The following is a 22,644-nucleotide window of genomic DNA, read 5'->3' as shown; positions in this document are numbered from 1 at the left end:
AATACGATTTGAGGGGCGGATCGCGAAACTTATAAATACTGTGCCCGGTAGAACTTATTTTCCGGGGTTATTTCCAGCGGATTTTGCTGGAACCAGCGGATAAAATCCTCCCATTTGGTTTTATTGGCCCCTTTCCAGATCTCAAACTCCTCTGCATTCCCCTGGCTTAACAGCCAATAATTATACGCTTCCAGGTAGCCGTTCTGTTTCACCTTTTGCTGATACTCAAACAACAGGTTCGGATATTTCTCCGCATGGCCTTTCTGGTAATATCCCTGTAAAAAACTTTCCCGGATCCGGCTCAGCGAAGCCAGGTCTATATGATTTTCCGGTGTGATGGCTTCCAGGATCAGGAATTCATACACAAAGGTGCCATAGGATTTCATTAATTCGGCAGCGCCTTTCAGGTCCTTGAGGTCGGTCACCACAATGTTCAGCTTATTGAAGGCCACTGTTTTCACCGTATCCTTGAACTGGATGCTGTTTTTATAAGTGAGGTACAGCAGTTTGCTCATTTCCGCCGTGCGTTTGCTGCCCCGCTCTATGTTCATGAATATTTCCCCGTACAGCATGCCCCAAACCTGGGTATCGGAATTGCAGAACAGTTTGCCCAGCCAGTAATAATTGGAAGAATGTTTAGGCGCAGCCTTCACCCCGCCTTCAAAATACCCGATCGCTTTGGCATAATCCTTTTTCGCCATCTGCATCACCCCCATTTCCAGGTAAAGATTACCGGCATCCGGGAATTCCTTCAATCCCTTTTCATAAGTATCAATGGCCTTATCTGCATCACCCGTCATATCATAACAATTCCCCAACAGCTGATACACCCCGGGAAATGCATATTTCTTTTTAACCAGTTTCTTCATGATCTCAATAGTAGCCGCATAGTCTTTGGCGAGGTACTTTGCATACCCGATCTCGTAAGGATACGTGAGGTCATCCGGATCCAGCTTAATGGCCTCTTCCAGTAAAGCGATGGAGGGTTCTATCTTCCCCTCGTCCATCAATTGGATGGCCTTGTCTTTTTTGGCCTGGGCCTGTTCGCGGCCTGTGGTTTGTGCCGTGGTAACTAACGTGGTGGTTACCATAATGCATAGGGAGAGGATTTTTTTAAGCATATATATTGATTTCCTGCAAAGGATTCAATTTACGGCTGTTTTCCATAAACAGCATAAAAAAAGGCGCCGCTTCATCAGCGGCGCCCTAAGATTATTTTTCGTTCCTGTCTACCTTGATCCTGTCAGCACGATTCGCTACTTCCCAGGCAGTATAGAATACCAGCTGTGCCCGTTTGGCCAGCATGGGGTAATGTATCTTATCTGGTGTATCTCCTGCGCCATGATAATCCGGATGCACACCATTGAAGTAGAAAATGATCGGGATCTTTTTCTGTGCAAACATGTAATGGTCTGAACGGTAATAGAAACGGTTCGGATCATTTGGATCATTGTATTTGTAATCCAGTTTAAGTCCTGTTTGCATATTGGCCGCTTCATTGATAGGGCGGAGGTCTGAACTTAGCTTATCATCTCCGATAATGTACACGTAATTGGTATCCTTTGCATGCTCCGGATCTATCCGGCCGATCATATCAATGTTCAGATCAGCCACCGTATTTCCCAAAGGATAAATAGGATGTTCCGTATAATAACGGGAGCCCAGCAATCCTTTTTCTTCCCCTGCTACCGTCATGAACACAATCGTGCGGCGTGGCCCTTTACCGGCTTTTTTAGCCTTCATAAAAGCTTCTGCCATGGCAATTACAGACACTGTTCCGGAACCATCATCATCTGCGCCATTATGGATCTTTCCATTGATCACACCAATGTGGTCATAGTGTGCCGTGATGAACAGGTACTCATCTTTTTTATCCGTACCAGGCAGCATACCCAGTACATTGCTGGATTTTGTTTCCAGTAATCCTTTCTCATATACCAGTTCCGTGATCTGGCCACTGGCCTTAGTGGGCGTTGGTTTCTTTAAACTTTCCTGCAGCTCCTTAAAAGGTGTGCTGAGGATGGTAGTGGCCATATCAGGAGAGATATAGTAGGAGTTGGGGATGTATTCCATCGTCGTTATTTCATCATTGAAATAAAGACCTGTTTTACGGAGCCGGGAACCTGCGCGGCTGATCTGTGAAACATTGGAAGAAACAAGGAATACCGCTTTTGCACCTTTCCCGCCAGCTGCGCGGAGTTTATCTTTCAGCGTGGAAGCTGTTTTGGGGAACAGCGGTTTGCCTTCTGCATCCATGGGTTCACCTTCTGCCAGCAGCACGATCTTATCCGTCACATCAAGACCATCATAACTATTCATCTTTTCATTGCTGATACCATAACCTGCAAATACAACACCTGTTGCACCCAGCGTCTGGTTCTTATTTTCCCGCAGCCCATTATAAAAATCCTGCCCGAATTCAAGCGTTCTGCCATTGGTTACGATCTTCCCTGTAATAAGCGTATCCGTGAAAAGACTGAAAGGCTGTTCCCATGAACCATCAATACCGGCTGGCTGTAATCCAACACGTTTGAATTGTTCGCTGATATATTTCGCAGCTTTATGCTGACCCGGTTTACCCGTTTCGCGGCCTTCCATATCATTGCCTGCAACAATATAGAGGTGTTTTTTAAGATCAGCTGCTGTGATCCCTTTTGCAAAAGGAGTAGCAGCAACAGGCTTCACAGGAGGTTTGGCCATTTGTGCGCAGGCTACTGTTCCGGAAGCAACTAAGCAGGCTATGAATGTAAACTTCTTCATCGGTTGATATTTAATTTCGAAAAAAGGGGTTTGCCCCTTAAAATTAAGGTTTGCGGTTGGTCTGGCCCTTACCACTCATCTAAAAAAAAGGGTAATAGTGGTGACTATTACCCTTTATACCTAAAAAATTTATGTTTTACGCGCAGGCGATCTTGTTCACCCTGTTTTCGTGACGGCCGCCTTCAAAAGCAGTCTCTGCGAAAATGTCCACCATTTCTTCTGCGGTAGCTTTATCTACAAACTTTGCGGGAATGCAGAGGATATTTGCGTTATTATGACTGCGGGCCAGGCGCGCCAGTTCATCTCCCCAGCAAATAGCTGCACGGATGCCCTGATGTTTGTTCGCAGTAATGGCCACACCGTTGGCACTGCCGCAGATGAGGATACCATAAGCAAACGCACCACTTTCCACCGCACTCGCAACCGGATGGGCAAAATCAGGATAATCCACGGAATCAGGAGAACTGGTGCCGAAATCTTTTACCTGCACACCTTTCCCTTCCAGATAGGAGATCACCTCTTCCTTATATGCATAGCCTGCATGATCTCCGCCAATGGCCACCGGTAATGCAAGATTGAAATTTGGTTCCATAACAATCAGTTTATGATAAATGAATTAAGACCACTCTTCTTTTTCTTTCTTCTCTTTCGCTTTGTATGCTCTCGCTGAAATCAAAATACTGATCTCATACAGCAGATACAAAGGTATGAAAACCAGCAATTGGTCTAATACATCCGGCGGCGTAATAATAGCTGCCAGGATGAGGATCACCACAATCGCATGACGACGGTAAGTACGCATGAAATCAGGTGTGAGCAATCCAAGTTTAGTGAGGAAGAATACCAGGATAGGCATTTCAAATAAACAACCCATCCCTAATATGATCTGGCTCATCAGTCCAAAGTAATCATCAATGAAGAAGTCATTCTTGATCACAGAAGAAACAGTATAGCTGGCCAGGAAGTTGATCATGAAAGGAGCGATCAGGAAATAACTGAAGAGAACTCCTAAGAGGAACTGCAGCGTGATCCAGAAGATAATACCCTTGGAACCTTTTGCTTCCTGGTCTTTCAGCGCAGGACGTATGAAACGCCAGAACTCATAAACGATGTAAGGGAAGGCACCTATCAGCCCCAGCATAAATGCCAGTTTGAATTGAAGGGTGATCTGCCCGGCCATCTTGGTGTTCTGGAATTTTATTTCCGGCGGTATAAGACACAGCTTATCTCCCATGCCTAAAGCATGACTCAACTTGCACATCCAGCTGTAAGTGGGAAAATCAGGTTGTGTAGGACCAAAGATCACATGTGTGAGGATCCAGTCTGTAAAAACAAATCCCAGGATACTAACGAACACGATGGCGAATGCAGAACGTACAAGGTGCCAGCGCAATTCTTCCAGGTGATCAAAAAACGACATCTCTGCCTTGTCCTCATTACTCGAGAATAACTTCTTTAACATACACTATTATGAATCAGGAGCACAAATATAACATGTGCCAAGTGAATAGTACTTAGTAAAAACGCTGTAAGGTAAAAGAAAATAATGAGGGAAGGAAAGAAGGAGAAGGTTCGGAGAAAAAAAAGAGCCAGCCCGAGAAGAATCAAGAGCCGGCCTTTCATCCATTGTTTGTTAACCCCAAAAAAGTTGAATTCGAGAATGTCTTTTTTCGCTACTGCTTAAGTAATAACTTCATCCATAATGGCAAGCTATTAGATATAAGTTATAACCGATACAGAGCTTTTAAATTTCTAAAACAAAAATAGAAAGAAATATCGTATTATCAATGTTACAACAAAGTTTTTTACAACCTTTTAACAAAAATCAAATTATTGTGTTACGTATCAGGTAGTAAAAGAATTCAATTCGTGTCAAATTAGTACTACCTCATATAAAAAACGATTTAGCACCGATATATTAACGCAAAAAGTAATTCTTACCGGGGTCCATTTTTAAAGAGTTGTTTACCAGCCGTTAAAGGAAGAAACCCGTTTTTTCACGTTCCTGGCTGCTTTTTCACCCCTTTGGGGGATACAGCAGCTCACGTATCAATAATACAGCAATTTTCGCGCCGGAATAACCTAGTTCAGTATTTTCATCTTCACCATTTCAATCCGCGTATCCGTCACATTCAGAATGTCAAACTCATAATCATCAATGATGATGCGCTCTTTCAGCCTTGGAATAGTTTCGTAGTGAGAGATGATGTAACCAGATAACGTTTCACTTTCATCCTCCGGAAACTCAAAGCCATACTGCTCATTCAAGTAGTCCAGTTCCAGCCTTCCGGAGAAAATGTATTCCTTTTCAGCAATCTGTTTCTCTACAAATTCTTCCACATCATGTTCATCCTTGATGTCCCCAAAGATCTCTTCCAGCACATCTTCTATCGTAACAATACCTGCAGTTCCGCCAAATTCATCTACCACCCAGGCAATACTCCGCCGTTCCTTGTTAAACTTGCCTAGCAGGTCAATTGCACTCATCGTTTCAGGCACCGCCAGGATCGGATGGATCACTGAGCGGATGTCTGATGGACTTTTAAACATATCCAACTGGTGCACATATCCGAGAATATTGTCAATATTATTTTCGTAGATGATCACTTTGGAAAGTTTCGTATCCATAAACTTGCGCCTGGCTTGCTCAATGGTACTGGTAATGTCCAACGCTTCTATCTCTTTCCGGGGGATCAGGCAACCACGGATCTTAATGTGCACAAGTCCCAGCGCGTTTTCAAAAAGTTCCGTATTCAACTCCTGGTTATCGCCACCGGCATGTTGCTGGCTCTGGCGAAGGAAATATTCCACATCTACCCGGGCAAAAGAGCTCTTACCTTCCGTAATGCGCACATTGAAAAGGTATTTCAGTATCCATTCTGAAATGGACTCCAGCATGTTCCCGATGATATACAGCGGTTTGGAAAATACAGAAATAGGATGGGCGAAAAAGCCCAGTAAAGCTTCCGGCCTGGAGCGGAAAATACTGCGGGGAATGAAAAAGCCGAAAAAGAGCACCAGCAGTGTAGCCACCACAATCTCCGTAAACAGCATAAAGGGCACAAAACTGGCCATTTGCATTTGAGTCAAAGTCATTGCCCACAAAGAATCCAGCCAACCGGCCACCAGCATGCTATAAATAACAATAGCAATAGTGAGCCCAATGAGGCTGGAAGCCAGAATCCGGGCAGGATGCTCATTAAACCCGGAAAGGATCTTCCCGGTAGAACGGCCCTGTTTTCTTTTGAGTTCTATACTCAGCCTGTTTACATTGGCAAAAGCAGTTTCCATACCGGCAAAAAACCCGGCTACAAGGATCACTAAAACCAGTAAAGCAATCGTATAAATATCCATCTTATCAAAGATATGAAATTCGGTGAGCCGCGCAACACCATTTGAATATAACGGGCTAATCGGCTAAAAAGTTCTCTACCAGGGTCTTTACCTCACTGTAGGCCTTATCCAGCTGCTCATTTACCACAATATGGTCAAATTCATGCGCAAAGGACAATTCGTACCGGGCTTTCCCCAGCCGTTCTTCTAAAGACGCCTGAGTTTCCGTTCCTCTTTCACTGAGACGAACGCGCAGTGCATCCAGGGAAGGAGGTTGAATGAATATGGTAAGGGCCGTGCCCTGGTATTTTTCCTGGATAGAAAGCGCCCCCTTTACATCAATATCCACCAGCGGATATTTTCCATTGCCCCAGATCCTTTCCAGCTCACTTTTCAGCGTACCGTAATACTTACCGGCGTACACCATTTCGTACTCCGCAAAAGCATGATCGGCAATTCGCTGATGAAAATCTTCCTGCGTTAAAAAGTAATAATCCTTTCCATGGGTTTCATCACCACGCGGAACGCGGGTAGCAGCAGAAATAGAAAAAGCCAGCTCAGGCATTTCGCTGAGTAGCTTTTTCACAATAGTTGTTTTACCAGCTCCTGACGGTGCTGTAACTATGATAATTTTGTGTGATCCCATTATTTACACGCGCTTGATATCTGCTCCCAAATTGCGCAGACGTTCATCAATGTACTGGTATCCGCGATCTATCTGATCAATATTATGGATGGTACTTTTTCCTTCTGCACTCAGCGCGGCAATCAGCAATGCAACACCAGCACGGATATCAGGACTACTCATCGTGATGCCCCTCAATTTATGCTGCCTGCCCAAACCGATCACTGCTGCACGATGCGGATCACAGAGAATGATCTGCGCACCCATGTCAATGAGTTTGTCTACAAAGAACAAACGGCTCTCAAACATCTTCTGGTGGATCATCACACTGCCCTTTGCCTGTGTGGCCACAACCAGCACAATGCTCAGCAGGTCCGGCGTAAAACCAGGCCATGGATGATCAGAGATCGTTAAAATAGAACCGTCTATAAAAGTTTGAATTTCGTAGCTGTCTTGTTGGGGAATGTAAATATCATCTCCTTTGATCTCCATCTGGATGCCCAGTGAGCGGAACTTTTCAGGGATGATACCCAAATGCTGCACACCTGCATTTTTGATCGTGATCTCACTTTGCGTCATCGCAGCCAGTCCAATGAAAGAGCCGATCTCGATCATATCCGGCAGCATCGCATGCGTGCATCCTTTCAAAATGGTCACACCTTCTATCACCAGCATATTAGAACCAACACCGCTGATCTTTGCACCCATGCTGTTCAGCATTTTGCAAAGTTGCTGTAAGTAAGGTTCACATGCCGCATTGTAAATAGTAGTAGTGCCATGTGCTAATACCGCTGCCATCACAATGTTGGCCGTTCCTGTAACAGACGGCTCATCCAGCAGCATATAAGTACCTTTCAATCCACCGGAAGTTTCCAGGCGGAAGTAATTGTCGTCCGTATCGTAATGGAAATTGGCGCCCAGTTTTTCGAAACCTATCACGTGAGTGTCCAGGCGGCGGCGGCCGATCTTATCACCTCCCGGTTTGGGAATGTAAGCTTTGCCAAATCTTGCCAGCAGCGGGCCGGCCATCATCACGGAACCGCGCAAGCGGCCGGATTTCTTTTTGAATTCTGCACTTTCCAGGAAATCAAAATCAATATCATCTGCCTGGAATTCGCAGCTGGCGCGGGTAATGCGATTTACCTTCACACCAATATCTCCTAAAAGTTCTATCAGTAAATTTACATCCAGGATGTCCGGAATGTTATTGATGGTTACTTTTTCGGCTGTTAACAACACCGCGCTAATGATCTGTAATGCCTCGTTCTTTGCTCCCTGCGGTATAATATCTCCTTTCAGGCGGTTGCCGCCTCGTACTTCGAACACGCTACTCACTTGTTCCTGTTTTTGTTGTATTTGTTGTTATGCTTATTGCTTTTTCCTCCACCACCACCAGAAGAACCGCCACCATCATTCCGCTTGAATTTATTCTGCTGGAACTGTTTGCGTTTACCGCTGTTGCTCGGTCCGCTTGCACGATATTCTCCTGCCTGCGTGTTGTAATTGGCGCCACCACCTGCAAGATTGCTTCCACTGCCACTTTGTGCGCCACCGGGATGATATTGCAAAGCGCCGCCGGAGATATTGTTGAGTTCTGTTTTGATAGCATCATCATGTACACTCTCTTTATGCCAGTTGCTATAAGCGAGTTTCATGTAATTGCCGATCACCTGCGTAAATCCTTCTTTCAGTTCAGGATCTGTTTCTTTCAACGCTTTATCCATCACCAGCTCCAGGTTTTTGCCGAAGTGGCGGTTACGGGGATACTTTTTAGGATAAGGCAGTCTGTCCGGTTTACGGTGCAGGGTTTCCCTTGTTGGGATCGGATAGGGGGAGTCAACATCCAGCTTAAAGTCGGAAACGAGGAAAAGGTGATCCCAGAGCTTATGCCTGAAATCTTCCACGTTACGTAAGTGGGGTTGCAGCGTTCCCATCAGTTCTATCACAGCAGACACTTGCTGCTGGCGAACATCACGATCCGGGATCGTAAGGATATATTCGATCATCCGCTGGATATTCCTTCCATACTCGCGCATGATCAGATGGTTACGTGCGGTATTATATTCCATTGCTGTAGTTTGAATAAAAATCAGTAAAGTGTTTGATTACCAGCCATTTATACGCGAAGAATACATGTCAATGCCTTAGTGCGAATGGCCCGCGTGTGCTTCAAGCTTCTTGCAAACCTAATGAAAAATATTTACAAAACCTTTCCCCCTTCTCCCTGTCAGCAGGTGATTCCTTACCTTTATCCCATGAAACTTTCATTAGCCGGAAAAATTGCAGTGGTCAGTGGTGGGTCCCAGGGTCTGGGACTTGCGTCAGCAAAGGAATTAGCTTTACTTGGGGCTTCCTGCATCCTCCTGGCAAGGAATGAAACTTCTCTGGAAGCAGCCGTGGCTTCATTGGATGTAAGCCAGGGCCAGCAACACAACTATTATGTGGTGGACTTCACCAAACCGGAAAACGTACAGGCTACCATCCAGGCCATCACAGATGCCCAGATCGTCAATATCCTCGTCAACAACAGTGGCGGCCCTTCCGGAGGACCCATCCTGGCAGCAGAAGGTGGCGCTTTTATGAAAGCCTTCGAAATGCATGTGGTCTGCAACCAGATCCTGGCCCAGGCTGTAGTGCCCGGAATGAAAGCCAGCGGTTACGGACGCATTATCCAGATCATCTCTACTTCAGTTAAAGCACCCATCAAAAACCTGGGTGTTTCCAATACCATCCGCGCGGCGGTAGCCAATTGGGCCAAATCCCTCGCAAACGAACTGGCCCCTTCCGGTATCACTGTCAACAATGTGTTACCCGGCGCCATGACCACAGACCGGTTGAAAAGTCTTTTTAAAGCAACCGCAGATTCCAGAGGAGTACCCGTGGAAACCATTTCCCAGGAATGGAAATCGGAGATCCCCATGCAGCGATTTGGTGATCCTGCAGAATTTGGTGCAGCCGTTGCTTTCCTCGCTTCTCCCGCAGCTGCTTATATCACAGGCATTAATTTACCCGTAGATGGCGGTAGAATTCCCAGCTTATAAAATACCCTGCTCAATGAATATCTGGAAGAATATCATCAAAAGTCCAACCTGATCCGCACCGTTTTTTACAGACGCAAACCAACTTATTTTTCACCCAACTTATTTTCACATGTCAACAACGGATGTGCATTACGGCGATTATTTGCAATTAGAAAAAATATTGAATGCCCAGGAACTGGAAAGCGATAAGAACCAGCTCCACGCGCACGATGAGATGTTGTTCATCATCATCCATCAGGCTTACGAACTATGGTTTAAACAGTTGCTTTTTGAAGTAGATTCTGTAGCTGCTATCATGCAAAAACCAGTGAACGATAACTCACCGGAACTGCAAACTGTCGTACACAGAACTTCAAGGATGGTCACCATCCTCAAACTGCTCGTACATCAGATCGATATCATGGAAACGATGACGCCCATGGACTTCCTGGATTTCCGGGACATGCTGCGCCCTGCTTCCGGTTTTCAAAGCTGGCAGTTCAAAGCCCTGGAAGCCAGGCTGGGCCTGAAATACCAGCATCGCTTTGGCCAGGAATATTACATCTCGCAATTAAAACAGGCACAGATAGACCTGATCAAACAGGCAGAAAATCAACAGTCCATTATAGATCTGCTGAACCAATGGCTGGAAAGAATGCCCTTCTTTGAAGAAGAAAGCAACTGGACCAACTACAAGCCTGTAAGCGATATCACCGATCCAACAGAACACATTTTCTGGGAAGATTATCAGCACATCTATATCAACAGTCTCGCAGCCGCAGAACAAAGCAACCGCGATTATTTTAACACCGTCTTCACAAAAGATACGCCGGAAGCCATCCGCCAGCTTTCCCCGAAAGCCTGCAGGGCTGCCTTGTTCATCATGTTATACAGAGGATATCCCATCCTGCAGTTACCGTTTCAGCTGCTGAACAATTTGCTGGAAATAGATGAACAACTCAGCACCTGGAGATACCGGCACATGAGTATGGTACACCGCATGATCGGTTCGCGGATTGGTACGGGTGGCAGCACTGGCAGAGATTACCTGAAAGGTGCGCTGGATAAACATTACATCTTTGCAGATATCGCGCGGCTCACCAGCTTTTTAATTGAAAGAAGGAAGTTGCCCGTGTTGAGCACTGAGATGGAAAAGAGACTGGGGTTCAAATAAAAAACAAGCGTGATGGCGGCATACCGCCATCACGCTTATCTTATGCGAAAACCGTAAATTGTTTACTCCACCACATTGATGGTCCGTGTAAAACTCTCTTCTAATGAGATAAATGTTTCGGTGCGTTCAATCCCTTTGATCTTTTGGAGTTCGTCATGCAATACACGGCGAAGCTGGGTAATGTCTTTACAAATGATCTCAGCAAACATGCTGTAACTGCCGGTAGTGTAATTGAGGCGAACAATTTCCGGCATCTTCCGGAGTTCCTTGGCAACCGTGTCATAAAGCGAACTCTTTTCCAGGAAGATCCCGATGAAAGCGATCACATCATACCCGATCATTTTTAGATCTACATGTAATCTTGTACCTTTAACTATACCCAGCTCTTGTAATTTCTTCATCCTAACGTGGATAGTACCCCCTGAAACGAAGAGTTTCTTCCCCAGGTCCGCGTAGGAGATTTCAGCATTGGACATCATCTCGCTGATGATCTGGAGATCCAGTTTGTCAATATTCAAATTGTGGCTCATTTTGACAAATTGTTTTTGAATGTTTTTAACTTACATGCAAATATTTAAAAAATCTCGAAATTTCCAAAATTTTATTTAAAATATTTGCAAAAAATACCCCTTCTCTTTAGATTTGCATCATAATTAGTAACAAACCTCCGTTCCTTATAAGCTGAAAGCGCTTAAAAAAGGATCCAACTTTGTGGGGTGATGGAACTGGCAGACATGCCCTCTCGTCTCGAGGGTGGGGATAACGGGATAAACGTAGCGTAATGGGTTGACCACTAATCTTATTTGTGCTATGGCTAACCGCCTCGTGTAGGTTCAACTCCTACCCCTACAGCCATTAAAAGCTCATAAGTTAAGCACTTATGAGCTTTTTTTATGCAAAAACTTTAAAAAAAGGCCTTTTTTTTAGAATCACGCGAAAAAATGAGCGAATTTTGCCCCTTCTATGGGACAAAAGAAACTTCAACGATTCGCAGAGATAGAAACTTTTCCGAACGTACTCATCTATCCGGAAGGAATGCCCGGCAAATGGAGCCAGCATTACGGGAACAGCCAGCCCCTTACTTTAGAACTGGCTTGTGGCAAAGGAGATTACACACTGGGCCTGGCCCGTTTATTCCCCGAAAGGAATTTCATAGGGGTAGATCTCAAAGGGAACCGCATCTGGCGAGGCGCCAAAACCGCGCTGGAAGAGAAATTGACCAATGTAGCCTTCCTCCGCACGCAAATAGATAAAATAGAGAGTTACTTCCTCCCCGGAGAAGTAGAAGAGATCTGGATCACTTTCCCGGACCCCTTCCTCCGTAAATCCCGGGCCCGCCACCGCTTAACGCATCCAAGGTTCCTGGGCCATTTCCAGAAGATCCTCAAACCCGGCGGTACCATCAACTTAAAAACAGATTCACCGCAGTTATATCATTTTACGCAAATGGTGATCAAAGCCACCGGCTGCACCCTGCTGGAAGATATTCCAAATGTATATGCACAGGAAGAAGTACAGCCACTGTTGCGTATCCAGACTTTCTACGAAGGAATGCACCTGGCCGATGGTAGAATTATCCGGTTCCTTAAATTTGTACTGCCCGCAGCCCCCATCGACTGGAAAGCGGTAAAACTGGAGGACGAAGATGAAGCAGCTGGAGGAGAACATTGATTTTTACTATAACGAGCAGGGATACATGGTGCTAACGGAAAAATATCACCGGGAGCGTGGTTACTGTTGCGGAAATGGCTGCCTGCATTGCCCTTTTGATTATGAAAAAGTCCCCGACGATAAAAAAGAGCGTCTCCTTGCCGCCCGCCGTCAAAAAAACGGCGAAGCCTAAAAAGGCAAAAGAAGCGCCCAATTTCATGGATAACGTTTACGCCATCGTGCGTAAGATCCCCCGCGGCCGCGCCACCAGTTACGGCGCCATAGCAGAATCAGCGGGAATAAGGCTTTCCGCCAGAATGGTCGGCTGGGCCATGAATGCAGCAGACAGAGCCGATCCTCCCATTCCCGCACATCGTGTGGTGAATAGTAAAGGACTCCTAACCGGTGCACACCATTTTGCCACCCCCACCCTCATGCAGGAATTACTCGAAAATGAAGGTATAAAGGTGGTAAACAACCAGATACAGGACTTTAAGACGATTTTTTGGGACCCGGCGGGTGAACCGAAAAGGAAAAAGAAAAAACCCTGATACAGGGTAAACTTAAATATCTTTACAAGAATGTCTGTATTAAAACTCAAACTAGACCAGGAACAGTTGGTGGAGGACTTTTTTGAGGACACCTGGCTAGCCGGAATCATGTCTCCCGCAAGGGACTATCAGCTTTGCTGGCAGATCAATCAGCAGCTCGGGTACGATTTTCGTGTTAACAATTCTCTGGAGATCAAACTCAACAAACAACAACGTTCTTATTACTTTACCGTGCTGGAGTACGAAGAACCCACCAAATCAGCAGCGCATTATTTTTATAATAATCACTGCAAAGCGGAATTCCTGTTGCCGGAACTGAAACACGTGGATTATATCTGGCTCATCAAAGGAAACTATTACCAGGCAGCTGACGTAAAGAACCTTATTGAAGAATGCAGAAAAGTGGAACTCGTGCAGATGGTAACGCTCCTGGAGATGAAGGACATAAAAAATAAGATCAACCTGATCTTTTAGATATTTTTAATCATGTGGACGTAACCCTGAACACACGCAAGCCCTGTTATGATCCATTTAAATGAAAACTATGATGTGGCAGGAAAAAGAAAACCGGCTCAATCGCTCATTTCAGTTCCCTGATTTCAAAGAGGCCTTCGCCTTCATGACCAAAGTAGCGCTTGTTGCAGAGAAATTAGATCATCATCCACATTGGATAAATGATTACAATAAAGTAGACATATTTCTGTCTACTCACAGTGCAGGAGATGTTGTAACGGATAAAGACCGTGAACTGGCCCGGATCATTGACACCTTATATAAACCCTAACCAACAGTTTTGTGAATCGGATCCTATTAACATTCCTGTTGTTTTGTTGCTCCCTGCACCTTAATCAGCCCGCGGCCGCACAAGATACACTCGCCATTGATTTTAACGTTCCTGTCAACGGACAGGATATTCGTTCGCATGTCTTCGTCTTTAATGATCCCGCCGGAAAGTTTAAAGTAAAAGACCTGCAGAACGTGGCGTTCAAAAAAGATACTTCCCTCTTTCATCCCTATAAAAAAGTACTGCATAAAGTAAATAACGTCTGGCTAAGGCTCACTGTCAGGAATACCAGCGAAATTGATTCCCTCATTTACTTCTTCACCGGTTTTCATGACGACATAGAATGGTTCGCACCCGATAACGAAGGCCACCTTCAATCTGCCATGCATACCGGTATGATGATCGACCGCGCGAATGTAGACAGATGGGGACACTATTCCTTCCCGCTCAAAGTAGGCGCCGGCGAAACCAAAACATATTACTTCCATATCATCAATCGCTTTTACCGGGAAAATGCTTTCATGCCCGTGATATATGACCCCATTCATTATGCAGGTTTCCGGCATGTGGAAGCAGATCATTACAAAGGAGAAGTATTGGTGATCCAGGTTTTACTGGGTATGCTCCTGGTTTTCCTCTGCATCACCGTGATCAATTACACACAACTGCCAGACCGCTCTTCCCTGTACTTTGCAGGTTATATACTCGGCCTCATCGTTTTCTTTGCATTACGCCTGGAATCGAAACCTTACCAGCTGTCCTTCTTCTATTTCTGCCCTATGTTCAAGTATTACTGGGACATTCCGGCCATGCTGTTCTGTTTCTATTTCATGTACATGCTCTTCGGCAATATATTCCTCAGCCTGCGGGAACGTTTCCCGCTGATGGAAAAGTTCTATCGTTACGGTGCCATCGCCACAGGCGTCCTGATCCTTGTTTGCATCACACTGATTGCGATGGGAGATTACCAGACCTCTGCTACCATTTATACATGGATGTATTTCATCACCATCATCCCCATTACCATTTCTTTTGTAGCACTGGCACGCAGAACACGTCATCATCCCCTCATCCGTTTTTTCCTCTTCGGTTCCATCAGCCTGCTGGTGTTATCGATCTGGGCATATGCCAATAACACACAGCCAGTAGGTTTTACACCCATCCCTGAATTAGTATCGCCTTACAACATCATGGTGCTGGGCGTATTATTGCAAGCACTCTTCTTTGCCGCCGGCCTTAGCTACCGCAACAAATTAGTGCACCAGGAAAAAACGAAAACACAGGAAATGCTCATCAAGCAGCTCAACAAGAATAAAGAGCTGCAACGCAAACTGAATGAGCAACTGGAAGAACTCGTAAAAGAACAGACCACAGAAATATTAAGGAAGAAACTGGAACTGGAAGAACAACGCAAACTGCAACTGGAAGTAGAATACAGCAAGAAACTGGCAGAGATAGAACTGAAAGCCATCCGCGCACAGATCAATCCTCACTTCATTTTCAACTGCCTCAACTCCATCCAGCTTTTTGTGATGCAGCGGGATTATGAACACGCCCAGAAATACCTCTCAGATTTCTCTTACCTGATCCGCAAAACACTGGACTTCTCCCGGCGTAATTTTATCACACTGGCAGACGAAATAACTTATTTAAATACCTATCTTGGTCTCGAGAAGATGCGATTTGAAAATAAGATGAGCTATGAAATAGTGGTAGACCCCGTAATTGCTACAGCAGAATTGGAAGTACCCGCCATGCTGTTACAACCTTATGTGGAAAATGCCGTGAAACACGGTATGACCAATGAAGATCATGCCTCCGGTTTACTCGCCATTCATTTCAACCAGGTAGCATCAGACATGCTGGAATGTGTAATAGAAGATAATGGCATAGGAATAGAACGCTCCAGAGCTTTACGTTCACTACCTTCTCATCATCAATCCTCCGGTATGGAGATCAGTCTCAACAGGGCCGAGTTACTCAATAAAATGTACAACACCGGCATCCAGATAGAGATCATCGATAAATCACTTAAACAGGCCAACGACAGCGGAACCATCATCAGGATATTGATTCCTCAATTATAGTTCTCCGCGCCAACTTAGTAGTATATGATCCGCGCTGTAATAATAGACGACGAAAGGAATAGCAGGGATATTATTTCTCTGATGCTGGGTAAATATTGCCCGCAGATAGAAGCGGTGGGCACAGCCGCCAATTGCCGAGAAGGTATAGAACAGATCAAACTCTACAAACCACAACTGGTTTTCCTTGACCTGGAAATGCCCGACGGCACAGGGTTCGACGTACTCGCCGGAGCATACGACGCTTCCTTCGAAGCCATCTTCGTAACCGCATTTGAAAAACGTTTCCTCCATACCATCCGTTTAAGTGAAGTAGAACTCATCTTAAAACCCATCGATAAAGAAAGTTTATTGCAGGCAGTAGGCACCGTTATCAAACGGATCGAAAACCAGCAGTTACATCCCCGTTACGAAGTGTTACTATCCAACTTCCATAAATCCGCCGGTGAAATTCGCCAGATGGTGATACCCTCCACGGAAGGAAAAGAAGTAACATTGTCTGTAGATGAGGTAAGTTACTTTGAAGGCATCTCCGAGAAAACTATCTTTTACCTGGAAGATGGCCGCGTACTTCACTCCCCCCGTTCTTTCCGGTATTACACAGAGCTCTTCACCAATATGCGCTTTTACCAGATCAACAATCACCAGATGGTACAGGTATCCCATGTACAAAAGATTGAGCCGGACGAAAGTAAAATAGTATTAAGGAACAAAGTAGTGCTGGACGTAACAGACCGCCGCAAGAAAGAATTGATCACCATCTGGAAGGCCCGCTAAGAAAAAAGCCATCCCATCAATATACACACCAGTACAATGATAGGCGCCGGGAACCTTGTAAGATAAAGCAGGCTCAGCGTGCCCAGCATGATCAGGATATTATACCAGGTAAAGTTCACCGCAAAGAAAAGTATAAAAGTAGCCGCCCACATAATTCCTACCACCACAGCATTGATCCCTTCCAGCGCACGGTAGATCATCACATGTTTCTTCAGGTTATTCCAGATAGGAAAAAAGAAAAGCACCAGCAGCATACTCGGCAAAAAGATCGCAATAGGTGCTAATGTAGCGCCCAGGAATTGCGCAAACGGCCCCTGGCTCCTCATCACCATTCCACCCACATAAGCAGACACAGAAAAAGTAGGCCCCGGCATGGCACGCATAATTCCAGCCCCCGTCAGCAATTCCTCTGCAGACATGAATTGGGACTTCGCACGTGTTACATATTGTTCCAGCATCATCGCAATGAGGATGTCCCCACCACCAAACACCAGGCTGCCGAAACGGTAAAAGTTCTCAAAAACGTTGAAAGGTCTTCTTGTGATCCAGTTCTCCGTACGCGCCAGTTCTGAAAAGAACCCCGCCAGCAGGAAGATCAGCGCAAAAAGCCAGAGGTTCATCCACTGGATCTTTTTGGGTTTCTCCGGTATATCCGGGATCCGTTTATTACTAAAGTTGGAAATGATCCCGCCCAAAATGATCAGGGCAGGGAAGGTCCAGGGAGATTTAATGAAATAACTCACCAGCATAGCCACCACCATGATCACAATCGTAGCCGTACTGCGGATACTGATCTGGTAAGCTTTAAGCCCCCCGTACGCCAGAAATCCAACCGCCATGGGTTGTACGTATTTAAAGATATCAACGTTCAGCGCCCGCTTATCCATGTACTGGATCAGGAAACTGAGGGACCCCATGATCAAACAGGCCGGTGTGATCCAGATCAGCAAAGTGAGCACCGCCAATGGCACACCCCCTCTTTTATAACCAATGAGCGTAAGCGTTTGGGAAGAAGATGCCCCCGGCAGCAGCTGGCAGAAAGCATTATATTCCATCAGTTCCTTTTCCGTTACATCCTTCCGCTGCTGCACAAAGGTTTTCATCATCATAGCCAGGTGGCCCTGTGGTCCCCCAAAAGCAGTGATGCTGTGCAACAGGACAGCCTTCAAAAACGAAATGTGGCGTAAAAACACTATAGGAAAATGATTGGACTAATGAATATAAAGTAAAATAAAGGAATTTTCTGCTGTTATCGATAACTCAATTGATTTACAGGGCATTTGTACAATTATTGGGGCACAGAACTTGCATATGTACAAGAGGGAACCAGAAAAACGAAGAACAAAGCCCTTCGTTTAGGCGTTAATGATAATAGATAATCTGAGCTTATGAAACGGTTTTTCACAGCCATCCTGCTGCTCTTTACTACCGCAACCACCCAGGCGCAGTTAGCCAATTACAATACGAATGAATACTGGTCGCAGTTTGTTTTTGAACGCACTGCCATGAAGCCACAGGTAACAGGAGACTCCTGCCTGGTCTTCGTCAGCAACCGGTTCATTCATCCGGACAGCCTCCGGTTTGCAGATGAATACATAGATACCACCTCCCTCAAATATTTCTTCCTGGAAAAACTGGACGGTAAATGGAAGGTCTACCAGGCCCCCTCCCTTACAGAAGCCATGGAACTGTTACCTCATAAAAAGGACATTGTAGTATATGCGGAAGGCATGGGGAAGATCTTTACCAGCAACGTGTACAGGGCACAGTTAATGAGCCGGCAGTATGATGTGAATGTGGTGATGTTCGATTATTCCAGTATCAATACTACTTACAAGCCCTCCAAGAACTTCAGGGTAGCCCGCATGAATGCCCGTTTATCAGCTGGCCAGTACTTGCTGATGCTGCAGGAATTCCAAAAGGCCCGGCAGGAAGATCAACCCTGGATAAGCGGCGTTAAGCTGACTACCTTCTACCACAGTATGGGAAATATTATCCTCGAACAAATGGTACAGCATCATGACATCAGCAGTATTAACGCCATGCCCTTTATAGATAATTTAGTGATCAACGCTGCATGTGTACCGCAGCGGCAACATGCAAAATGGGTAGAGCAGATCCATTTCGCCAAACAGGTATATGTACATTACAATAAGTTCGATCTGCAGCTCAAAGGCGCACACCTGCTCACCTTCAAAAAACAATTAGGAGAAAAAGTAAGCCGCAACCGCCGCGCTGATAATGCCGTGTACGTTAATTTCCACGACATGGTAGGCTGGCAGCACAGCTACTTCATGAACTTTCCCTATAATGTTAAGTTTAAGCTCACACCTGCTATGTCCGATTACTTCTCCCGCCTGTTTAATGGCCAGGGTATTTCATCACATGAGGCAGTGAGTTTATTTACTTCTTCAAACCAATCTCCCGCAAACGCTCGTCAAGATACGCCCCGGCAGTGATCGGTTCATATTCCAGCGGATGCTGAGCATCCACACAACTGCTCAGGCAGCTGAGGTCCATATTGGATTTTGGATGCAGGAAGAAGGGGATAGAAAAGCGTGAGGTATTCCACATTTCACGTGGTGGGTTCACCACACGATGCGTAGTAGATTTAAGACGATTGTTCGTTAATCTTTGCAGCATATCTCCCACATTCACCACGATCTGTTCTGGTAAAGAAGTCACCGGTACCCAGTTCCCTTGTTTATCGAGGATCTGCAAACCATCTGCAGAAGCCCCTACCAGCAAGGTGATCAGGTTAATGTCTTCGTGTTGTTCTGCACGGATCGCAGATTTAGGTTCCTGTGTGATAGGAGGGTAATGTATAGCGCGCAGGATAGAATTCCCGTTATGGATCTTGTTATCAAAGTAATGTTCATCCAGTCCAAGATACAGTGCAATGGCCTGTAACAACGCTTTACCCGAACCCTCAAACCCACGGTAAGCTTCAAAAAAAGTAGGCGTAAAAGCCGGCACTTCTTTCACCTGCACATTATCAGGATACTCCTTAGCAATGGGATCATTATCTTCCACCGATTGTCCAAACTGAAAGAACTCTTTCAGATCAGGCGCATCAAACCCTTTCGCATGTTCCTTCCCGAAAGACGTGTATCCACGCTGGCCGGCCAGTTGAGGGATCTCATAACTGTGTTTCGTGTCAGAAGGAAGTTTAAAGAACTCCTGTACATACTTATACAGGTCTGCGATGAGTGCATCAGGAATGCCATGGTTTTTTACCGCCACAAAGCCTACCTCTTCATATGCTTTTCCCAGTTTCTCTACAAATGCAGCTTTGCGTACAGGATCGCCTGAAGTGAAATCAGACAGATCAACAGAAGGAATGGAATTAACAGTAGCCATATCTTATTGTTTTGGAACAATAAAGATAAGGGAAATCAGGGATGCTTTTCACCCAGCATATTAACTTCCTGCGGGGTTATATCTACCATGGCATAACGGGCCACCCTGTTGATCTTCATTTCATCCAAAGCATCCACCATATTGCGGTAGCTGGATTCTTTGGTGGCTTTGATCAGGATCACCAGGTCATCCGCATCCCCAAAAGCAGCCGCCACCTTTTTCTGCTTGGCGCGGATCACATCCCCGATCCCATTAGCCGGAGAAAAGCTACTATGATGGATCACAGGCGGATGTTCCGGATCATCTCCCTGCCCATCATACCAGGAAATAACATTGTTGTTCTGGATCAGCAAAGTAAGCGCCTTACTTTCTCCCACAGGGATCCCTTCTCCATCTGCCGGCATAATAAGGTTCAAAACTTTAGGCTTAGACATGGTGGTAGTCAGCATAAAAAAGGTGATCAACAAAAACCCGAGATCAACCATAGGCGTCATATCCACCCTCGTAGATCGTTTACCAGTAGTAATTTCAGCCATAAAATAAATTTAAAGGTGATAGGATAAAACAGCAACGGGAACGAAACCCGCCGCCCAGGTTCGGTAAAAAACACACACTTGTGTTTTGCTCAAACTAGAGATGCGGGAGGAAGGGCTTTCCATAAAGGGAATTATTTCTGTGCGTTTATCAATACTTAGATGATTTTAGTATAAAGAATCGATTATCTGCATTTCATTGACCTTGCCGTTGTGACAACGTATGAATTTGACTTTACCCTTGGATTGAAAAAAAAATTTATTTGCGATGAAAGTTTATCTATGATTAGGTCAGAAAGTTCTGAATCTGAGGTACGCTGACCGGCTAGTCTTTTTCCTTGAGTTCTATCAGTAGTTGGTCGATTATCGTCGTATTGTATATGTTAAACTTTCGGAACTTCACATAGTCTACAACCTCACCTGAATTAATTAAAAAGCTTACTTTTCAATTAATTAGATTATTTAACCGCTTCTCTGTTTAGAGGCATGCCTTCTAAACAGAGGAACATTTTACCACATTAATAGTGTTTTTAAATTATATTTTTCCAACTCATATTTAATTAATTAAACCAATTGTATATATAAATATTCTCGAATCGCGAATCGCGAATCGAATTTTATGGGCTGATTTCTTTATCTTTACAGCATGAAAGAACATCATGGCATGCGCCCGCAAGATGTCATTATCTTACTGAAGGTTATTAGTCTAAATGACCAACCTTGGCATATCAAGGATTTGGCCTTTTCACTCTCAATATCTGCATCAGAGGTATCTGTATCACTGAGTAGAAGCCATGCTGCAGGATTACTTGATGCAAGCAAAAAAAAGGTATCCCGGCAAGCTTTCTTGTTGTTTATTCAGTATGGCCTTCGGTATGTCTTTCCGCAAATACCTGGCAGTATGGTAATAGGAGTTCCAACCGCACATTCTCATCCTTTTTACAAGTCACAAATATTATCCGAAATTGATTATGTCTGGCCAGATAATGCGGGCCCGATCAGAGGATTTGCTATTCAACCCTTGCATTCGGGAGTCACAAAAGCCGTCGCCCAAGACCCAATACTTTACAAACTGTTAGCTAGTATTGATATACTCAGGGTTGGACGTAACCGTGAAGTTGGCTTAGCCATTGAAGAACTAAAAAAACACATTTTACTTTAATGGGCCATCAACAAAACATCACAAGGATTAAAGCGGTCTATAATGCTTTAGAAGAAATCGCAAAAGAAGTAGTATTCGTCGGCGGCGCTACTGTATCGCTGTATGCAGACCGACCAGCCGTAGAAACAAGACCTACTGACGACATCGACATCATGGTCGAGGTGGTCGGATATAGCGAGTATGCGCAAATAGAAGAAAAACTCCGCAGCAAGGGGTTTACTAATGATCAAACTTCTCGGGTGATCTGCCGCTACCAGGTAAGAGGCATCACTGTCGATGTCATGCCAACCGACCAAACCATCCTAGGCTTCTCGAATAGATGGTACAAAGCAGCGTTTGCCACTTCAATCGACATTTTAATAGATGGCGACTATAGCTTTCGGATCTTACGCCCAGACTACTTTATCGCTACAAAGCTAGAGGCTTTTAAAGGAAGAGGGAAAAATGATGGACGTACCAGTAGCGATTTTGAGGATATTATCCACGTACTTAACAACCGGACAACAATCTGGGATGAGATTCAGCAGGCGGAAGAAGAATTGCGGCATTATTTTACTAAAAGCTTTGCCGGTTTACTACAAAACCCCTATCTAGAAGAATGGATCATGGCCAACCTTGAATACCATGAACGTAATCGTGTAGAGTATATAGTTCGTGGTCTAAAAGGGATTACTGCAACTGCTTAAAGAAGTCAGCGAAAACACTCCCCTATCTACCTTTCCTTTAAAATTCACCTTTGCATAATGCGAATTTTCGATTTTCACCTCTTTCTGCTGATACATCCAGAAAATAATTTCAACCGAAAAATCGATGTTTACAGCGGTAAGAAAC

At 44.9% G+C, this 22,644-nt stretch carries 24 protein-coding genes; 12 read left to right on the top strand and 12 right to left on the bottom strand.

Annotated features, from left to right (window positions below; translation table 11 throughout):
- Positions 1-29 precede the first annotated feature (29 nt).
- The 8 genes from GFS24_RS17045 to GFS24_RS17010 all read right to left on the bottom strand — a co-directional run bounded on the left by GFS24_RS17045 (position 30) and on the right by GFS24_RS17010 (position 8,787).
- Positions 30-1,121, bottom strand: a complete 1,092-nt coding sequence (locus GFS24_RS17045) for a lipopolysaccharide assembly protein LapB (RefSeq protein ID WP_153661330.1) — start codon at positions 1,119-1,121, stop codon at positions 30-32.
- 91 nt (positions 1,122-1,212) lie between these two features.
- Positions 1,213-2,760, bottom strand: coding sequence for a M28 family peptidase (locus GFS24_RS17040; protein ID WP_153661328.1), 1,548 nt, complete (start codon positions 2,758-2,760; stop codon positions 1,213-1,215).
- A 136-nt stretch (positions 2,761-2,896) separates the two neighbouring features.
- Positions 2,897-3,352: a ribose 5-phosphate isomerase B gene (rpiB, locus tag GFS24_RS17035; protein ID WP_153661326.1), complete on the bottom strand. Its 456-nt coding sequence runs from the start codon at positions 3,350-3,352 to the stop codon at positions 2,897-2,899.
- Between the two features lie 24 nt (positions 3,353-3,376).
- Positions 3,377-4,222, bottom strand: coding sequence for a twin-arginine translocase subunit TatC (gene tatC, locus GFS24_RS17030; protein ID WP_153661324.1), 846 nt, complete (start codon positions 4,220-4,222; stop codon positions 3,377-3,379).
- A gap of 620 nt (positions 4,223-4,842) precedes the next feature.
- Positions 4,843-6,114: a hemolysin family protein gene (locus tag GFS24_RS17025; RefSeq protein WP_153661322.1), complete on the bottom strand. Its 1,272-nt coding sequence runs from the start codon at positions 6,112-6,114 to the stop codon at positions 4,843-4,845.
- A gap of 55 nt (positions 6,115-6,169) precedes the next feature.
- A complete protein-coding gene (gene gmk / locus GFS24_RS17020) occupies positions 6,170-6,739 on the bottom strand; it encodes a guanylate kinase (protein WP_153661320.1) in 570 nt (189 codons plus the stop codon).
- Between the two features lie 3 nt (positions 6,740-6,742).
- A complete protein-coding gene (gene murA, locus GFS24_RS17015) occupies positions 6,743-8,053 on the bottom strand; it encodes a UDP-N-acetylglucosamine 1-carboxyvinyltransferase (RefSeq protein ID WP_371730975.1) in 1,311 nt (436 codons plus the stop codon).
- Positions 8,050-8,787, bottom strand: coding sequence for a DUF4290 domain-containing protein (locus GFS24_RS17010; RefSeq protein WP_153661318.1), 738 nt, complete (start codon positions 8,785-8,787; stop codon positions 8,050-8,052). Before GFS24_RS17010 ends, murA begins: the two co-directional genes overlap by 4 nt.
- A 186-nt stretch (positions 8,788-8,973) precedes the next feature.
- Here GFS24_RS17010 and GFS24_RS17005 point away from each other — a divergent pair, with 186 nt between their 5' ends.
- Together GFS24_RS17005 and GFS24_RS17000 are read left to right on the top strand one after the other, a co-directional pair.
- Positions 8,974-9,759: an SDR family oxidoreductase gene (locus GFS24_RS17005; RefSeq protein WP_153661316.1), complete on the top strand. Its 786-nt coding sequence runs from the start codon at positions 8,974-8,976 to the stop codon at positions 9,757-9,759.
- Positions 9,760-9,868: 109 nt separating this feature from the next.
- Complete coding sequence (locus tag GFS24_RS17000) at positions 9,869-10,912, top strand: tryptophan 2,3-dioxygenase (RefSeq protein ID WP_153661314.1); 1,044 nt, start codon at positions 9,869-9,871, stop codon at positions 10,910-10,912.
- Between the two features lie 62 nt (positions 10,913-10,974).
- Here GFS24_RS17000 and GFS24_RS16995 read toward each other — a convergent pair whose 3' ends face one another.
- On the bottom strand, positions 10,975-11,442 hold the full coding sequence (locus GFS24_RS16995; protein ID WP_153661311.1) for an Lrp/AsnC ligand binding domain-containing protein: 468 nt from the start codon (positions 11,440-11,442) through the stop codon (positions 10,975-10,977).
- Positions 11,443-11,875: 433 nt separating this feature from the next.
- Here GFS24_RS16995 and trmB point away from each other — a divergent pair, with 433 nt between their 5' ends.
- From trmB to GFS24_RS16960, 7 genes are all read left to right on the top strand, one after another.
- Positions 11,876-12,583, top strand: coding sequence for a tRNA (guanosine(46)-N7)-methyltransferase TrmB (gene trmB, locus GFS24_RS16990; RefSeq protein WP_153661309.1), 708 nt, complete (start codon positions 11,876-11,878; stop codon positions 12,581-12,583).
- On the top strand, positions 12,558-12,755 hold the full coding sequence (locus tag GFS24_RS16985) for a DUF5522 domain-containing protein (protein WP_153661307.1): 198 nt from the start codon (positions 12,558-12,560) through the stop codon (positions 12,753-12,755). Before trmB ends, GFS24_RS16985 begins: the two co-directional genes overlap by 26 nt.
- 25 nt (positions 12,756-12,780) lie before the next feature.
- Positions 12,781-13,113 (top strand): MGMT family protein, encoded by a 333-nt coding sequence (locus GFS24_RS16980; RefSeq protein ID WP_253906502.1) that lies wholly within the window; start codon positions 12,781-12,783, stop codon positions 13,111-13,113.
- A 30-nt stretch (positions 13,114-13,143) separates the two neighbouring features.
- On the top strand, positions 13,144-13,587 hold the full coding sequence (locus GFS24_RS16975) for an IPExxxVDY family protein (RefSeq protein ID WP_153661303.1): 444 nt from the start codon (positions 13,144-13,146) through the stop codon (positions 13,585-13,587).
- Positions 13,588-13,657: 70 nt separating this feature from the next.
- Positions 13,658-13,897, top strand: coding sequence for a 4a-hydroxytetrahydrobiopterin dehydratase (locus tag GFS24_RS16970; RefSeq protein WP_253906501.1), 240 nt, complete (start codon positions 13,658-13,660; stop codon positions 13,895-13,897).
- Between the two features lie 11 nt (positions 13,898-13,908).
- The gene (locus GFS24_RS16965; protein WP_153661301.1) at positions 13,909-15,984 is read left to right on the top strand and encodes a histidine kinase; all 2,076 of its coding nucleotides are present in this window, start codon (positions 13,909-13,911) and stop codon (positions 15,982-15,984) included.
- Positions 15,985-16,008: 24 nt separating this feature from the next.
- Complete coding sequence (locus GFS24_RS16960) at positions 16,009-16,758, top strand: LytTR family DNA-binding domain-containing protein (RefSeq protein WP_153661299.1); 750 nt, start codon at positions 16,009-16,011, stop codon at positions 16,756-16,758.
- On the opposite strand, the gene chrA is transcribed toward GFS24_RS16960, so the two are convergent.
- The gene (gene chrA / locus GFS24_RS16955) at positions 16,755-17,927 is read right to left on the bottom strand and encodes a chromate efflux transporter (RefSeq protein ID WP_153661297.1); all 1,173 of its coding nucleotides are present in this window, start codon (positions 17,925-17,927) and stop codon (positions 16,755-16,757) included. The two genes, GFS24_RS16960 and chrA, sit on opposite strands and share 4 nt — an antisense overlap.
- 219 nt (positions 17,928-18,146) lie before the next feature.
- On the opposite strand from chrA, the gene GFS24_RS16950 reads away from it, so the two are divergent.
- Positions 18,147-19,217 (top strand): alpha/beta hydrolase, encoded by a 1,071-nt coding sequence (locus GFS24_RS16950; protein WP_153661295.1) that lies wholly within the window; start codon positions 18,147-18,149, stop codon positions 19,215-19,217.
- On the opposite strand, the gene GFS24_RS16945 is transcribed toward GFS24_RS16950, so the two are convergent.
- On the bottom strand, positions 19,162-20,118 hold the full coding sequence (locus tag GFS24_RS16945) for an isopenicillin N synthase family oxygenase (protein WP_153661293.1): 957 nt from the start codon (positions 20,116-20,118) through the stop codon (positions 19,162-19,164). The two genes, GFS24_RS16950 and GFS24_RS16945, sit on opposite strands and share 56 nt — an antisense overlap.
- 35 nt (positions 20,119-20,153) lie before the next feature.
- On the bottom strand, positions 20,154-20,654 hold the full coding sequence (locus GFS24_RS16940; RefSeq protein ID WP_153661291.1) for a biopolymer transporter ExbD: 501 nt from the start codon (positions 20,652-20,654) through the stop codon (positions 20,154-20,156).
- A gap of 643 nt (positions 20,655-21,297) precedes the next feature.
- On the opposite strand from GFS24_RS16940, the gene GFS24_RS16935 reads away from it, so the two are divergent.
- Entirely contained in the window at positions 21,298-21,813 is a 516-nt protein-coding gene (locus GFS24_RS16935) for a hypothetical protein (RefSeq protein ID WP_216647441.1), read from the top strand.
- A complete protein-coding gene (locus tag GFS24_RS16930) occupies positions 21,813-22,499 on the top strand; it encodes a hypothetical protein (RefSeq protein WP_153661289.1) in 687 nt (228 codons plus the stop codon). Before GFS24_RS16935 ends, GFS24_RS16930 begins: the two co-directional genes overlap by 1 nt.
- Positions 22,500-22,644 lie beyond the last annotated feature (145 nt).

The organism is Chitinophaga sp. SYP-B3965 (assembly GCF_009647655.1).
Taxonomy (GTDB): domain Bacteria; phylum Bacteroidota; class Bacteroidia; order Chitinophagales; family Chitinophagaceae; genus Chitinophaga.
This window is presented reverse-complemented; position numbering and strand designations above follow the sequence as displayed.

Excerpts from the sequence above, each read along its gene's own strand:
- GFS24_RS17045 (WP_153661330.1), bottom strand. The coding sequence starts at position 1,121 with ATGCTTAAAAAAATCCTCTCCCTATGCATTATGGTAACCACCACGTTA.
- GFS24_RS17040 (WP_153661328.1), bottom strand. The coding sequence starts at position 2,760 with ATGAAGAAGTTTACATTCATAGCCTGCTTAGTTGCTTCCGGAACAGTA.
- rpiB (WP_153661326.1), bottom strand. The coding sequence starts at position 3,352 with ATGGAACCAAATTTCAATCTTGCATTACCGGTGGCCATTGGCGGAGAT.
- tatC (WP_153661324.1), bottom strand. The coding sequence starts at position 4,222 with ATGTTAAAGAAGTTATTCTCGAGTAATGAGGACAAGGCAGAGATGTCG.
- GFS24_RS17025 (WP_153661322.1), bottom strand. The coding sequence starts at position 6,114 with ATGGATATTTATACGATTGCTTTACTGGTTTTAGTGATCCTTGTAGCC.
- gmk (WP_153661320.1), bottom strand. The coding sequence starts at position 6,739 with ATGGGATCACACAAAATTATCATAGTTACAGCACCGTCAGGAGCTGGT.
- GFS24_RS17010 (WP_153661318.1), bottom strand. The coding sequence starts at position 8,787 with ATGGAATATAATACCGCACGTAACCATCTGATCATGCGCGAGTATGGA.
- GFS24_RS17005 (WP_153661316.1), top strand. The coding sequence starts at position 8,974 with ATGAAACTTTCATTAGCCGGAAAAATTGCAGTGGTCAGTGGTGGGTCC.
- GFS24_RS17000 (WP_153661314.1), top strand. The coding sequence starts at position 9,869 with ATGTCAACAACGGATGTGCATTACGGCGATTATTTGCAATTAGAAAAA.
- GFS24_RS16995 (WP_153661311.1), bottom strand. The coding sequence starts at position 11,442 with ATGAGCCACAATTTGAATATTGACAAACTGGATCTCCAGATCATCAGC.
- trmB (WP_153661309.1), top strand. The coding sequence starts at position 11,876 with ATGGGACAAAAGAAACTTCAACGATTCGCAGAGATAGAAACTTTTCCG.
- GFS24_RS16985 (WP_153661307.1), top strand. The coding sequence starts at position 12,558 with ATGAAGCAGCTGGAGGAGAACATTGATTTTTACTATAACGAGCAGGGA.
- GFS24_RS16980 (WP_253906502.1), top strand. The coding sequence starts at position 12,781 with ATGGATAACGTTTACGCCATCGTGCGTAAGATCCCCCGCGGCCGCGCC.
- GFS24_RS16975 (WP_153661303.1), top strand. The coding sequence starts at position 13,144 with ATGTCTGTATTAAAACTCAAACTAGACCAGGAACAGTTGGTGGAGGAC.
- GFS24_RS16970 (WP_253906501.1), top strand. The coding sequence starts at position 13,658 with ATGATGTGGCAGGAAAAAGAAAACCGGCTCAATCGCTCATTTCAGTTC.
- GFS24_RS16960 (WP_153661299.1), top strand. The coding sequence starts at position 16,009 with ATGATCCGCGCTGTAATAATAGACGACGAAAGGAATAGCAGGGATATT.
- GFS24_RS16950 (WP_153661295.1), top strand. The coding sequence starts at position 18,147 with ATGAAACGGTTTTTCACAGCCATCCTGCTGCTCTTTACTACCGCAACC.
- GFS24_RS16945 (WP_153661293.1), bottom strand. The coding sequence starts at position 20,118 with ATGGCTACTGTTAATTCCATTCCTTCTGTTGATCTGTCTGATTTCACT.
- GFS24_RS16940 (WP_153661291.1), bottom strand. The coding sequence starts at position 20,654 with ATGGCTGAAATTACTACTGGTAAACGATCTACGAGGGTGGATATGACG.
- GFS24_RS16935 (WP_216647441.1), top strand. The coding sequence starts at position 21,298 with ATGAAAGAACATCATGGCATGCGCCCGCAAGATGTCATTATCTTACTG.
- GFS24_RS16930 (WP_153661289.1), top strand. The coding sequence starts at position 21,813 with ATGGGCCATCAACAAAACATCACAAGGATTAAAGCGGTCTATAATGCT.